This is a genomic window from Paenibacillus sp. J22P15, assembly GCF_056269345.1.
The window spans coordinates 421,836-436,152 of the sequence record NZ_JBWDNT010000001.1; the positions used below are offsets into that span (position 1 = coordinate 421,836).

The following is a 14,317-nucleotide window of genomic DNA, read 5'->3' on the forward strand; positions in this document are numbered from 1 at the left end:
AACGAAGCGGGTGACGCTAGTTGTATCACAATCTACGAACTAGGTGGTCGCCAACATGATCAGAAATATTGTAATCAAAGCTGTGTTCCTCCTGCTGAGCTTTACACATTCGGAAATGACCGCAACGGAAGAAGCTTTCCAGTATGCGGAGCCATCCTACGCGAAGTGGGGAAAGCAAGCTATGCAAGAAACGTCAAAGACTTATGGGGATGCTTCTATCGTTGATTACAAATATGAAGGTAGGAAAACCCTTTCGAATGGAGAATCCGAGGAGAGCTTTGTACTTCTGTTAAATAAAGATGCAAAAAAATTTAGCGTTCGAGTTACCTTTAGGGTCAGTACGGAAACGGATAAGCTTATCGCTGTTAAGATGAAAGAGCTGGAGAATTGAAAATTTTTGAATCATGCTGGACGTTCAACCGTAGGTAATATAAGAAAATGTACTGATTAAACGCTTCTGAATGAAGCGAAAGGAGCATAACCATGTTAATTTCAACAACACCAACAATTGAAGGACGCCCTATTCAAGATTATGTAGGAATCGTTACAGGCGAGGCTATTATGGGAGCAAATGTTGTTCGTGATTTTTTTGCATCCATCACAGATATCGTCGGCGGCCGCTCGGGTGCTTATGAGAGCAAACTAAAGGAAGCTCGTGACATTGCAATTGAGGAGATGAAAAATCAGGCAGCAAGGCTTGGAGCAAATGCTGTCGTTGCAATTGACATTGATTATGAGGTAATCCGTGAAGGAATGCTGATGGTTGCAGTTAGCGGAACGGCCGTTCGTTTGTAAGTAAATATTATTTTTCAGAAAACGATGAATTGTAGATTCTCATAAGCGATGCTTATGGAGTCGAATTTCGTCGTTTTTTTTAATTTGTCCAATTAGCTAAGCGCTTTCAGCGCTTTTATTTGCTCGATATGTCGTTGCTCGTGTAAATAGAGCAGTTCAACCCATTGACTCCTTGAAGTATTCTATTTTCCAAAATTGCAATATTAAAAATTTTTGGATATATATGCAACAATTTCATTGTTAAATTCGTTAAAATAAGGATATCCACAAATTGGAATAACAAGTAGAGAGAGGGGTCAAATGGTGAACCGATTTATAATTAATAGAACTCGGACAACAGCGTTAGCAATTATTTTCTGTTTGGTCGCTGCTGCTTTCTTTGGAGTGGCTGGAAAGGTACAAGCAGCTCCATCGGATAGTGGAATTGAGCTCGAAACGAGTGTCGGTATTCAAGGCTTCATGAAACAAAACGAATGGTATCCCGTTAGACTTACACTTAAAAACAATACGGCGGCAGATTTAAAAGGTGAGGTTGTCATTTCGATCTTTGGCCCAAGCACGCGCTCAAGTAGTGACATCGTCATAGCTGCTGAGCTGCCTAAGGGAACCTCTATACAATTATCAGCATCCATTTCAGGTGAAGTGCTTAATAAAAATAATAATAAAATTCGATTTTATAAGGATTCCTATCAATCGGGCAAGATCATACCGATAATTGGCAAAGATTATGTAGATGTAAAACAGATATCGAGCTATACGATAGGCGTTATTTCTCGTGATCCAGATACTTTAAATTTCATGCCGACGTTAAATCAACGAGGCTATGATATAACGGTCATACCCATAGATGTGAACGAGCTGCCGAATGATCCTGCTTTGCTTAGAGTACTCAATACGCTTGTTATAAATGATGTCGCTACCTCAGATTGGAGCGAACCCCAAATCAAGGCTATCAGTGATTGGGTGCAGCAGGGCGGAACGCTTATGTTGTCCGGAGGAGCTGGCTATAGCAAAACAGCAGAAGCTTTTAAAAAAATAGCTCCGTTTGAAGCGACTGGCACATCCGATATAACCAGTGCGAAAGCGCTTGCCAGCTACAGCGGTACGCCACTAGATATTAAGACGCCAATTGTTGTCTCCACCGGTCGTATTAAAGAAAGCAGGTCAGAGCTAGTCGAGGCTGATATGACTCTAGTCGCATCGCGTCAGCATGGTTTCGGAAATGTGATGTATGTCGCCTTCGATCCTTCACTAGAGCCTTTGTCCACATGGGCTGGAAGTGCGATGCTATGGGCAAAGCTGCTGCAAAATACGTTGACACCTTTGCAGCCTGGTATGGTGCAGATGGCGGATAATATGTTTTGGAATATTCAAAATATAATCGACGAGTTTCCTTCGATTAAGCCACCTAATTTTCAGCTTTTGATGATTATGTTTATCGGTTACATGATTATTGTTGCCCCTGTGCTTTATATTATTTTAGCTAAAACGGATCGCAGAGAATGGTCATGGTGGCTTATACCCGTCTTTTCTGTCATTACAGGATTTGCAATCTTTTTCTTTGGGGCTGAAGATAAACGCAATCTATCTGCCCATACGATTGAGATCATCGAGCTGACAGGACAAGGGAATGCGGTGCGATTTGGTGCTACTGCAGTGTTCGTACCGAATGGAGGTACGTTGACAGCTGCATTTGATGAAAAAATAAATCTCATTCCTTATATGAACAATAATCAAAACAACACTCTTTCATCGGATGGCAATACTCAAATCATTTCAGGAAATCAATCTACTAAAGCGGTGTGGCGTTCTGTTCCTTATTGGTCAACACGCAAGGTATGGATGGATAAACGGATGATGAGCAGTGAAACCGGGCAGTTAACCATTGCTTACAAGCAAAGCAAGCTTGGTATTGAAGCTACAGCCTCGAATCATACGAAGACGGATCTAACGAATGTAACCTTATTGATCAATGGACAAGCACAGCTTATTGGTGATTTGAAGCAAGGAGATAGCGGGCAGACGACGATAACGAATAATTCTATGTATTTTTCTGGTTATTACCCATATGGACAGATGATGTTTCCATATCCTACAAATAGTAGGGTAGACAACTTTCGTCGCGAGCGACAACTTGTTGATGACTATGTGAATTCGGGTAAAGGCGGTATTAATGCTATTGATCCTATGTTGGTTGGTTTTAGCATGGATGATGAGCAGAATTACAAGGTAAACGGCGAGTCGATAAAAACAGATAATTTAAAGCTATGGGTTCAAAAAGTGGATACTTCCTTTGTGGATGGAAACCGTGTAATTGTGCCGATTGGTCTCGTTAATCCGATCACCACTAAGAATGCGCTAAAGGAACTCATAGATCATGGAAATGGAAACTATACGCTTAATGAAGGTGAGCTTATATTTGAATATGTTCTGCCAAATAGTGTAGAGGTCATTTACGACAAGCTCGATATTATTACTGATGGTTCGGCTGCGTCCTCAAATTTGAAATTGACCGTATGGAATGAGAAAACAAGCACATGGACTGATATGAGTGAAGCACTCGCAGCGCCGAACGATTATATGATCAACAAACAAATTTTGCGGATGAAGTATACGATTAGTGGTTCTACAGATACGCGCTTACCGCAGATTGCTTTGGAAGGAGAGCTGCAGAAATGAGGAGTAAAAGCAGTGAAGTAGAAGTGATCAATGTTGAAGTGGTTAAGAAGGCTCCGTTAGAAACAGAAATGAATGAGCAGCTCGAAGTGCCGATGATCGAAATCAAGCAGCTTACCAAAACGTTTGGCACCTTTCAAGCGCTTAAATCCATTGATTTAACGATTTCGAAAGGAACGGTATTTGGATTTGTTGGACCGAATGGAGCAGGTAAATCAACGACGATGTCCATTCTGGCAACGTTAATGATACCGACTTCAGGCATAGCTAAAGTTGATGGCTTTGATGTGACCTTACATCCGCATGAGGTTCGTAAGCGTATTGGCTACATGCCGGATTTTTTTGGTGTATACGACCAGTTTAAAACGGTAGAATATTTACATTTTTATGGAGCCAGCTATGGTATTCCGAAGGCGGAGCGGGAACTGCTGATATCACAGCTGCTGGAGCTGGTCAATTTAACTGACAAGAAAGATGCATACGTGGATACACTGTCTCGCGGGATGAAGCAGCGGCTTTGCCTGGCTCGCTGCCTCGTTCATGATCCTGAGCTGCTAATTCTTGATGAGCCGGCTTCTGGCCTTGATCCGCGTGCACGAATTGAAATGCGGGAAATATTACGGGAATTAAAGGCTATGGGCAAGACGATCATTATTTCATCTCATATTTTACCTGAGCTAGCAGAAATGGTGGATGAAATTGGTGTAATTGAACATGGAGAAATGATTGCGATCGGAAATGTCGCAGAAATTCAGAATAGATTGCGAGTAAAACGGTTTTTGCATGTAAGGCTGCAAGATCGAGAAGCAGAGGCGGAGGAGTTCTTGCGTGAGCGCCCTTATGTAAACCGGCTCTTGCGAGATGAGCATGGGATTCAGATCCATTTCAGCGGTCAAGACGCAGAGCAGTCAGAGCTGCTTCATGAGCTGGTAGCTGAGGGATTTCGACTTATCTCATTTAGCGAAGCGCAAACGAATCTTGAGGATGTCTTTTTGGAAATTACGAAAGGAGGCGACGGTCTCGAATGAAGGAGCAAGCTGTAGCTAGACCGGATAGAATAACCTGGCGTAATAAGCTTATTAATCCTGTATTGAACAAAGAATTCAAGCTGAGAATGAGAACTCCTCGTACGATGTGGACGTTGTTCTCCTACTTATTTGCAATCGGGTTAATGGCGTTATGCGCGATTTATTTAATGCAAGTGTCATCTCGCGGCGGTCATTCATTTAATCCGGAGGAGAGCAAAATATTATTTTATTTTCTGAGTATGGCACAGCTAGGATTAATTGCTTTCATGGCTCCAGGTCTTACTTCAGGTGTCATAAGCGGAGAACGCGAGAAGCAGACGCTCAATTTGTTGTTAACGACGCAGCAAAGCTCTGCAACCATCGTGCTTAGCAAGCTAGTATCATCTTTGAGTTTTATGGTGTTGATTGTTATCAGTACGATTCCTGTGTATAGCATGGTTTTTTTGTATGGCGGTATTTCGCCTAAACAACTCATTCTAGTATTTTTGTTTTATTTGTTCATCATGTTCGTACTAGGCTCCTTCGGAATATTATTCTCATCGCTGTTCAAACGAACGATGATCGCTGTCATTGTGACGTATGGTGTAACATTATTTATTTTTGCCGGAACAGCATTAATATTTTTTGTGCTTGTAGGGGTAACCGATCAAATGAATCACTCTAATTCGACTTCGTTTAGCTGGATTGGTCATGTTATTGCATGGAATCCAGCTGCTGCTTTGTACAGTATTCTTGACCCATCCATTTCGGAGCAAGCGTTTACGGTAAATATGGGCAACCCGCCGGGCAAGCATGCGCCGCTCCAATTGTGGCAGGAGTTTGTCATAATTTATACGCTGCTCTCCGTTCTTGCTTTATGGCTCGGAATCCGTGGACTCCGTCCTCGTTTGAAATGAAAATGATGCTTGTGAAGAAAGGTTTTGCTGCGCAAATAATGCTTACGAAGTTAGGTTTTGCTACGCAAAACCTTTAGGAGGACAGTAATGCAAAAGAAATCATTGATTGAGCTGCTTCGGCCCGTTAGACGCAGGTTGACGATGTTTAAGGTGAGCAGATATGTGCTGCTTGGTTTGCTTGGTGGCAGTGCTGCTGGCCTTTTGCTGCTTGGTGCAAGCAGGCTCTGGCCTATTCTGCATGTTAGGTTATTATTGCTCATCGTTGTTGTTGCAGGATTAGTGATTGGTGCGGCAGTTGGTGTGTGGAAGCGTGCTTCATTAAGAGAAGCAGCTCGAACGATGGATCGATTGGCTACTGAGGACGCGATTTCAACCGCTCTCGATGGGTTGCAGCGTGAAGGTGCCGAGTTCCATCCTATTATCATGATACAACGAGAAGAAGCAACAGAAGCCGCCGAGAAATATGTGAGCGGACTTCGTTCTTCACTGCCGTGGCCAGCATGGCGCAGCTGGCGGTTGCTCGTTTACACCGCATTTGCAATCTGGCTTGTGCTCGGAGTATTGCTTGTCATGCCCAATCGGCTTGATGAGCGGGCGGAAGCACTTTCAGAGGCGAAGGAACGACTTGAAGAACTGGAGAAAGAAGCGGAGAAGCTCGCCGAGCTTGTCGAAGCCGCGGAGCTGCCGAAGGATGCACAGGAGGAGCTGCTTAAGCCGCTGGAGGAGCTCCGCAGCAAGCTGGATGCGGAGAGCGGTGACGCGGCAGAAGCGTTAGAGCAGCTGGAGGCTGTAATTAACGAGCTTGAGATAGCTGCCGAGGCAGCGAAAGAAGCCGCGAAGCGAATGGAAGCTGCGGCGAATGCGATGAGCAAAGAGCCTAACTTGCGGCAGCTCGGTCAAGCCTTGCAAGACCGAGACGCCGCAGGCATGCAGCAAGCGATCGACGATATGCGATCGCAACTGCAGCGCTTGTCGCCAGCGGAGCGCGAAGCGCTGGCGAGTGCACTTGAGCGGCTGGCTGCAGAGCAGCCGCAGGAAGAGAGCGCCGCTGAGCTTGCGGCGGCGCTTGAACAGGCGGCGCAGCAAGCGCGCGCCGCAGGTGATACCGGGGCGGACGGCGAAGCCGCCCCGGATGGCGACGGCGCCGGCGATGGTCTCGCCGCGCTGGAGAAAGCGCTCGCCCGCGAATTATCGCAGGGCGAGCTGGAGCAATTGGCCCGGTCTATGGCGGGCCAGCTCGGGCAAAGCGGGCAGCAGCTGGCACAGCAGCTTGCCGCGCAAGGCGCAGCGGTGCCGCCGGGATGGGCAGGTGCCGCCGCAGGTATGGGCGGATCAGCAGGCTCCGCCTCCGGCACCTCGGGATCGGCAGCTGGAGCTAGCGCCAGCTCGGGGGCAAGCTCGGGGGCAAGCTCAGGTTCAGGTTCTGAACCTGGCAATTCCTCTAGCTCTGGCTCTGGTTCCGGCACTGGCTCCGGATCTGGCTCCGGCTCTGGTTCTGGCACTGGCTCTGGCACTGGCACTGGCTCTGGCTCCGGTTCTAGCACTGGCACTGGCTCTGGATCTGGATCTGGATCTGGCTCTGGTTCCGGCTCTGGTTCTGGCACTGGCTCTGGCTCTGGATCTGGCTCTGGCTCCGGATCTGGCTCTGGCTCTGGATCTGGTCCCGGAGCAGGAGTGGGTATTGGAAGCAGGAACTTAATTACAACGCCTAGGAGTATGGAAGGCTCCGGTAATGTGCAGCAGGATGGCGGTCCATCTACGGGAGGCCAGACAGAAACGGGAGGTCAATCTCCGATGGTAGATGGAATGACACGCCCCTATGAGGATGTATATAACGAGTATGCCACAGAGGCTAAGCAGTCTCTTGGACGATCACAGCTGCCAGACAGTATGCAGGAGAAGGTAAAGCAATATTTTGATCAAATACAACCGAACCGATAATGGAGTTGATCCGATATGATAGAAACCAAAGCACAGCTAGAAGAAGCTGCAGCGAGGATCGCTGCATTGAAAGAGGAAATTGGCCGGGTCATCGTTGGTCAGCAATCGGTTATAGAGCAGCTGCTATGGTGTTTACTCGCTGGCGGTCACGCGCTGCTTGAAGGAATTCCCGGCCTTGGCAAAACGATGCTAGTCCGCACTGTTGCGGATAGCATAGCTTTGCAGTTTTCACGTATACAATTTACGCCCGATTTAATGCCTTCGGACATTACAGGCACTACCTTAATCGATTTCGGCGCGCAAGGCAGCGCAGCACATCGATTTCAACCGGGGCCGATCTTTGGAAACTTAGTGCTTGCTGATGAAATCAATCGCGCAACGCCAAAGACACAAAGCGCATTGCTCGAAGCTATGCAGGAAGGAACGGTAACGGCAGGCGGGGAGACGCATCGTTTGCCGAAACCTTTTTTTGTATTGGCAACACAAAATCCAATCGAGCAAGAAGGTACCTATCCGCTGCCTGAAGCGCAGCTTGATCGTTTTTTGTTGAAAATCGGAGTGGATTATCCAACTCGTGAGGAGTTAAAGCAAATTGTATTGCGCACGACATCAACCTCTCAGCCGCAAGTTTCCGTCGTGATGTCTGCTGATGAGCTAACTGACTTGCAAATGGCAGCGAAACAGATTCTTGTTTCAGACGATGTGCTGGATTTGGCGGTGAAGGTCATTATGATGTCGCATCCTAACGAAGCGGATGCACCAGAAGATATTAAACGATATGTTCGATTCGGAGCAGGCCCGCGTGCGCTTCAAGCAATCATTTCTGTTAGTAAGGTAAGAGCATTAACTGCCGGAAGATTACATATCTCGTGGAATGACATTAGGCAAACTGCCCTGCCAGTACTTCGTCATCGCATCGTACTCAGCTATGAAGCGCAAGCTATGGGGTTATCTAGTGATCGGATGTCAGAAGCTATATTGCTGGCAGTAGAGTCCGAACGATGAAAGAGAGCAACGTCTTTGAAAGTTCAGCTCAAACTGCAAGTTTTCAATCTGATGCGCTAACGGCAGAGCAAGCATTAAAGCTGTTATTTCCGAATGTTTCTTTACTCTCCGAGCTTGATCGAATGAGCATTCGCGCTGGCAATCGAATCAAAGGGATGCTGGCAGGCAAAAGGCGCTCCAGCTCACTCGGCGGCTCACAAGAGTTCGCAGATTACCGTCCTTATTCACCTGGCGATGACATCCGCCGGATAGATTGGAATGTATATGGTCGAACGGGTAAAGCATATATGCGGCAGTATTGGGATGAGCAGGAGCTGCAAGTAAGCCTATATGTGGATGTATCTCGTTCAATGGCATTTGGAAATATGGATTCTAACAAGCTTCAATACGCATTAAGACTTGCTGCATGTTTAGGATATATCGCGCTTTGCGGTGATGATCGCATATCAGTACGATTATTTCAAGATCGAATGATTAACGAACTCCAGCCGCTGCATGGCCGAATATCATCACCTAAGCTGTTTCAGTTTCTAGCTAGTGCAGTGCAACAACTAACACCAGATAAGATAGTTAGGCAAATTGAGGAGTCTGATATTGTAAGTATGGCTGCTCCCTTCAAGTCTGCCGCAGCTTTGCCGAGGCGTTCAGGTTCCACTTGGGTGCTCACTGATGCGATGTTTGAGCAGGGAGTGGAAGAGGCGATTGTTTCATTCATTGCTGCCGGCCAACAGGTCGTGTTGGTACATCTGTTATCGCCAGAAGAACTGGAACCAAATTTGAGCGGAGAGCTTAAATTGATTGATAGCGAACTTGGGACAGGCAAGGAGGTAGCAATAGGCTACAAGCTGCTGAAGGAATATAAAGGCGCCGTCGCCAGCTTCCAAAATGATCTTAAGCGGATATGTGCGGAACGCGGAGCTTCTTATGTTTTTGTTAATACAGGTGTACCGTTAGAAGAAACCGTTAGACATACTTTATTGTTCTCACAAGTACTGAATAGCTGATCTATCGTTTGGGCTGCTCCTCGAGTATGAATAGACCAGATAGGAGGAGAATGGATGTCGTTTTTGTCCATTGCATCTGCTTGGTTTGCAGCTGCGTTGCCGGTTATCGCTGCCATGTATATTTTGAAGCGAACCTATGAGAACAAAGAAATATCCAGTCATATGTTATGGCGACGAGTGCTGCAGGAGCAAGAAGCGAATCGACCATGGCAAAAGCTCCGAAGCCGCTGGCTTTTGCTCTTGCAGCTGCTAGCGGCGTTAATACTTATACTTGCGTTAATGGAGCCTATTATGACAAAGCAAGCTGAGCCAACCGGTCATGTCGTTGTGCTCATCGACCGTTCAGCAAGTATGAGTGCAAACGTACAAGGCAGTGATGCTGCTTCGAAAACGCGTCTAGAATCCGCCATTCAAGAAGCAGAGGGTTGGCTGCAGAAACAAGCAAGAGATAGACTCATTACACTCGTAGCAACGGGCGCACAACCAGAAGTGCTAATTAATCGTCAAAGCAACAAGGAACAGATTAAGCGGCAACTCGAAGCGATAACGCCATTTTATGGAATATCTGATCAAACAGCGGCACTATCATTAGCAGACTCTTTGCTGCAAGGTGATCCAACTGGAGAGATTGTTGTTTTTACAGATGGTCTTTGGTCTGACAACACCGAATCTAATAAGCTGAAGCTGCAAGCTCCAATGAAGCGTTTTGTTATTGATCAGGATTCAGCGGATAGCAGCAATTTATCTATTCTATATTTCGGTATTAAAGCAAACTCGAATGATAGCGGTAAGAATACGGCCATCATTACAATTCGAAATGACAGCAAACAAGATCAACAGGCGAAGCTGAATGTTTACGCTAGTTCTGGTGACGAAGGTGAGGAAAGTCAGGTTCTGGCGGCAGAAACAAGCGTAAGCGTGCCCGCTGGAGAGTGGGAAAGCGTGGAGGTAACTGATCTTTCAGCAGCCCTTTATTATAAAGCCCAAATCGTGCAGCGAGCAGACACTGCTCTAATCGATAATACAGCTTATCAATTTCCGACGATAACCCATGTAAGACTAGCTCTTCTCGTATCCGAAGGAAATTTATTTTTAGAGAAAGCGCTGCAGCTTGCAGGTGTAAAGGTGGTCAAAATAAGTCCAGACAGTGCTGTTCTAACAGGGGAGCAGGCTGAAAAAATAGATTGGATCATTATAGACGGTTTGAACGAGCGATTGCTCGCAGATTCAGAGTGGAACAAGCTGCTGGAAACAAAACCGCTATGGTTAATCGATCATCCTGACCAATCGGATAATTCAGCAATCGTCCCGACTACAACAAAAGTAGAGAAGAAGGAGCATTCACTTACAGCCTATCTTACGTTTGCAGATACCCATATTGGAAGACTTGCAAGTCCAAGTCCAGATGAGCTGAGCTGGGGAGACGCTGTGCTTAGCTATGGTGGGATTCCAGCAATCTATGCAGGGATGGAAGATGGCAAGCCGAAGCTTCGCTTTACGTTTAATTTTCAAGATACGGACCTGCCGCTTCGTCCTGAATTTCCAATCCTAATCGTTCAGGCATCGCAGTGGATGAGCGGAGGCTCGCAGATTGAGCTAGGTTCTATCGTTGCAGAGCAGCCTCTGGAAATTGCATTGCATTCGGACACTGTTAAGGCTGTTTGGGAGTCGGTTGAGCTTGCAGCTGGAGTATCAACGGCTGAGCAAACGCTGCTGCAGCAGTCTACTGAGCTGGATATGGAAGCAGTTGGATTATACAATGCACCTCCAATCCCAGGATTATATCGGCTCGTAGAAAGCAATAAGGATCAAACCGTCGTTAGCAGTCGATTATTAGCTGTAACCGTGGATAATGAGGAGCTCTTAAGGGAGGTCTCGGGATCAGTAACGGAAGGTTTGCTCACTCCGGATGCTTCCAATCAAGAAGCGCTAAGCTCTGACACTGCAGCTGAACGTGAGAAGCAGGTTTCGCTGCAGCTGTACGCAGCCATATTGCTACTACTAATTATGGCAGCGGAATGGGAGGTGTATCGTCGTGGGCTTTCAAGCTAACTTCCCTTGGGCACTTATATTGTTGCTTCCTTGGATATTGTATATATTTTGGATGTCCAAAATGACTCTTCGTCTTCGCGGTCGACGCAAGGTGATAGCGATCGCTACGAGATCGTTGATTGTTTTAATCTTGATTACGATTGTGGCGCAAGTGCAGCCTTTTATCGTGCGAGAGCAGCGTAATGTTGTATTTGTCGCTGACAGATCAGACAGCATGAGGGCTGATATACCCATTGGTGAATGGATAAGTGAAGCATGGTCTTCCAAGGAGTCAGAGGATCGCGGCGGAATCATCTCCTCTGGCTTAAACGCAGCAGTAGAACGTACGGTTTCACAGCATGATTTGGAAAATGATCATGCGTTTTCATTCCGAGCAAACGTGAATTCAAACTTTACCGATTTATCGCAAGGGCTGCAGCTGGCTGCAGCGATGCTGCAAAAGGAGGGTGGCGGGCGGATCGTTCTACTCTCTGATGGAGCAGAAAATACAGGCAATGTGCGAAAGCAAGCTAGTATACTCAAAAACGCCGGTATTCCCGTTGATGTCGTTCAAATCAAATCTTCGGTCGTAACGGATACTTCTATTGACGAATTGAACGTTCCAACATCACTTAAACAAGGTGAGACGTTTACCTTTGAAATTGCAATTAATAGCACAATAGCTGCTCCTGCACAGCTCCGATTATATGCTGATGATGCAGAACTGTCCTTGTCTGATATTCAGCTCGAAAGAGGAGAAAATCGATTCGCTCTGCAAAGTGTTGCACTTGAACCTGGTTTTCATCGCTTTAGAGCTGAAATATATGCCGCAGGTGATGAACAGCAGGCGAATAATACGGCTCACGCTTTCAGTCGCGTAAGTGGTCCTCCTGCTATCTTGATTGTGGAAGGTGTACCGGGATCCTCGTCGAACATTGAAGCTGCACTTCAAGCTTCTCTGATTCGTTATGAGACGATTATCCCTGAGCAATTGTCAGTGGAGCTTACCGAATATGCAGCATATGACAGCATTATTTTGAACAATGTTTCAGCAACTCGAATAGCCGAGAAGCCCATAGAATGGATAGCCAAAGCCGTGAGTGATTACGGGATTGGTCTAATGATGCTGGGCGGAGATGATAGCTTTGGGCTCGGAGGTTATTTCAAAACTCCAGTTGAGCGTGCTCTGCCTGTGTATATGGATTTGCAAGGAAAAAAACAAATCCCATCATTAGGGCTTGTACTTGTCATTGACCGTTCAGGAAGTATGTCCGATGGAAAGCTCGAGCTTGCGAAAGAAGCTGCTATGCGAACCATTGAGCTTCTGCGCGATGAAGATACGGTTGGCGTCGTAGCATTTGATTCTGCGCCATGGTGGGTTGTAGAACCGACGGAGCTTTCCGATCGTGAGGCGGTGCTTGCAAAAATTCAAGGCATTCAGCCGGAGGGCGGCACTGAAATATTTTCCGCGCTGAATTCAGGTTATGAGGGCTTGAAAAATCTAGATGCGCAGCGGAAGCATATGATCTTGCTGACAGATGGTCAATCATCAATGAATGCCAATTACAATAGAATTACCGATGCGATGAACGAGCAAAAGATGACATTATCGACTGTTGCTGTAGGAGACGGAGCAGATCAGCAGTTACTCAAGCAGCTTGCGGAGAATGCCAAAGGTAGATTTTACTTTACGAAAGACGAAAGCACACTGCCTGCGATTTTCAGTCGGGAGACGGTGATGATGTCAAGAACCTACATAGTGGAGCAAACGTTTACGCCGAATATTGGACAAGCAGGGGATTGGTCCTCCCTTTGGCGTAAAGGGCTGCCAGCAATAAACGCCTACATTGCTACTACCCCTAAAGAAACGGCTGAAATTGCACTAAGGACAGCTGATGGAGATCCGCTGCTTGCTCGCTGGTCCTATGGCTCTGGAAGAACGGTGGCATGGACAAGTGATTTAACTGGGAAGTGGTCGAGTAATTGGGTACAATGGTCAGACCTTCCTAAAGTGTTCGTGGAATGGGTGAAATGGACATTTCCACAATTTGAGAGTGCTCCTTATTCGATTTCGACACAAATGGATGGCAATGAAGCAAAGCTAACGGTTCGTTCGCAAGCTCAAGGAGAAGGTGCTGATAGCAAACTTTCAGTTGGAATCCAGAACGAAGCGGGCAATAACGAGCTGAAACGTTTGATGCCTGTAGCTCCTGGTGAATTTGAAACGAAGCTATTGGTTTCGGAACCGGGGGTTTATTTGGCACAGATTGGTTCTGCGTATGATGGATCTTCGGTTCAAAATGGAAGTACGACGGGATTTGTTATCCCATACTCTCCCGAATATCGAATAGCCAACGAGGATGGTCTAGCACTGTTGGAACAGGTTGCTGCGGCAACGAACGGCAGGGTACTAGATCCCTCTGATCCAAAGCAAGCCTTTCAATTTGTTCCTGCCAAAGCACGACAACTTTATGATTGGACTCGCGAGCTGCTAATTCTAGCCTTATTATTATGGCTGCTCGATATTGCCATTCGCAGGCTGTCCATCTCATGGGAGCATACGTTTAAGCTGATCATCCAACCAATTCGTACGAGAACGATGTCGGCATTGCACAAAAATCAAAATCTATCAGAGAGCGCAGCATCCAGCTCCTTGTCCCGTTTAAAGAAGCGAAGCTCAGAAGCCAATCGTTTCTATGGTCAGGGAGATCGTGAATCGAGTAATCAACAAGATGTGGAGCAGCCAGTAAAAGCATCTGATTATCGAACCCAATCTAGAGAGAACGGGCAAGCACCGAAGGATAATCTCAGTGTTCCAAGAAAATTGGAAAAAGAGGCAGTAGAGCAGCAGAGTGAACGTGCGAATGGAGCAACGATCAACCGTTTGCTTGCAGCAAAAAACAAAAATAAGCGGTAACAAAGTTAATAACATAAAGGAGCT

The 14,317-nt window shown here is 46.4% G+C and carries 10 protein-coding genes; all 10 read left to right on the top strand.

Going from position 1 to position 14,317, the window contains the following annotated elements; all coding sequences use genetic code 11:
• Window positions 1-55 precede the first annotated feature (55 nt).
• Window positions 56-391: a DUF3889 domain-containing protein gene (locus tag AC0YN6_RS02015; protein WP_475744725.1), complete on the top strand. Its 336-nt coding sequence runs from the start codon at window positions 56-58 to the stop codon at window positions 389-391.
• Between the two features lie 92 nt (window positions 392-483).
• The gene (locus AC0YN6_RS02020) at window positions 484-795 is read left to right on the top strand and encodes a YbjQ family protein (protein ID WP_475744727.1); all 312 of its coding nucleotides are present in this window, start codon (window positions 484-486) and stop codon (window positions 793-795) included.
• 300 nt (window positions 796-1,095) lie between these two features.
• Entirely contained in the window at window positions 1,096-3,474 is a 2,379-nt protein-coding gene (locus AC0YN6_RS02025; protein WP_475744729.1) for a hypothetical protein, read from the top strand.
• Between the two features lie 92 nt (window positions 3,475-3,566).
• The gene (locus AC0YN6_RS02030) at window positions 3,567-4,499 is read left to right on the top strand and encodes an ABC transporter ATP-binding protein (protein ID WP_475745509.1); all 933 of its coding nucleotides are present in this window, start codon (window positions 3,567-3,569) and stop codon (window positions 4,497-4,499) included.
• A complete protein-coding gene (locus tag AC0YN6_RS02035) occupies window positions 4,496-5,395 on the top strand; it encodes an ABC transporter permease (protein ID WP_475744731.1) in 900 nt (299 codons plus the stop codon). Before AC0YN6_RS02030 ends, AC0YN6_RS02035 begins: the two co-directional genes overlap by 4 nt.
• A gap of 87 nt (window positions 5,396-5,482) precedes the next feature.
• Complete coding sequence (locus tag AC0YN6_RS02040) at window positions 5,483-7,336, top strand: hypothetical protein (RefSeq protein ID WP_475744732.1); 1,854 nt, start codon at window positions 5,483-5,485, stop codon at window positions 7,334-7,336.
• A 15-nt stretch (window positions 7,337-7,351) separates the two neighbouring features.
• Window positions 7,352-8,341 carry an AAA family ATPase gene (locus AC0YN6_RS02045; RefSeq protein WP_475744733.1) on the top strand — a complete coding sequence of 330 codons (990 nt, stop codon included), beginning with the start codon at window positions 7,352-7,354 and terminating at the stop codon, window positions 8,339-8,341.
• The gene (locus AC0YN6_RS02050) at window positions 8,338-9,345 is read left to right on the top strand and encodes a DUF58 domain-containing protein (protein ID WP_475744734.1); all 1,008 of its coding nucleotides are present in this window, start codon (window positions 8,338-8,340) and stop codon (window positions 9,343-9,345) included. Before AC0YN6_RS02045 ends, AC0YN6_RS02050 begins: the two co-directional genes overlap by 4 nt.
• Window positions 9,346-9,399: 54 nt before the next feature.
• A complete protein-coding gene (locus AC0YN6_RS02055) occupies window positions 9,400-11,397 on the top strand; it encodes a vWA domain-containing protein (protein WP_475744735.1) in 1,998 nt (665 codons plus the stop codon).
• Complete coding sequence (locus AC0YN6_RS02060) at window positions 11,381-14,293, top strand: VWA domain-containing protein (RefSeq protein WP_475744737.1); 2,913 nt, start codon at window positions 11,381-11,383, stop codon at window positions 14,291-14,293. Before AC0YN6_RS02055 ends, AC0YN6_RS02060 begins: the two co-directional genes overlap by 17 nt.
• The last annotated feature ends 24 nt before the right edge of the window (window positions 14,294-14,317 follow it).

Coding starts and splice junctions, on each gene's coding strand:
- AC0YN6_RS02025 (WP_475744729.1), top strand. CDS start 1,096: ATGGTGAACCGATTTATAATTAATAGAACTCGGACAACAGCGTTAGCA.
- AC0YN6_RS02030 (WP_475745509.1), top strand. CDS start 3,567: ATGATCGAAATCAAGCAGCTTACCAAAACGTTTGGCACCTTTCAAGCG.
- AC0YN6_RS02045 (WP_475744733.1), top strand. CDS start 7,352: ATGATAGAAACCAAAGCACAGCTAGAAGAAGCTGCAGCGAGGATCGCT.
- AC0YN6_RS02035 (WP_475744731.1), top strand. CDS start 4,496: ATGAAGGAGCAAGCTGTAGCTAGACCGGATAGAATAACCTGGCGTAAT.
- AC0YN6_RS02055 (WP_475744735.1), top strand. CDS start 9,400: ATGTCGTTTTTGTCCATTGCATCTGCTTGGTTTGCAGCTGCGTTGCCG.
- AC0YN6_RS02020 (WP_475744727.1), top strand. CDS start 484: ATGTTAATTTCAACAACACCAACAATTGAAGGACGCCCTATTCAAGAT.
- AC0YN6_RS02040 (WP_475744732.1), top strand. CDS start 5,483: ATGCAAAAGAAATCATTGATTGAGCTGCTTCGGCCCGTTAGACGCAGG.
- AC0YN6_RS02015 (WP_475744725.1), top strand. CDS start 56: ATGATCAGAAATATTGTAATCAAAGCTGTGTTCCTCCTGCTGAGCTTT.
- AC0YN6_RS02050 (WP_475744734.1), top strand. CDS start 8,338: ATGAAAGAGAGCAACGTCTTTGAAAGTTCAGCTCAAACTGCAAGTTTT.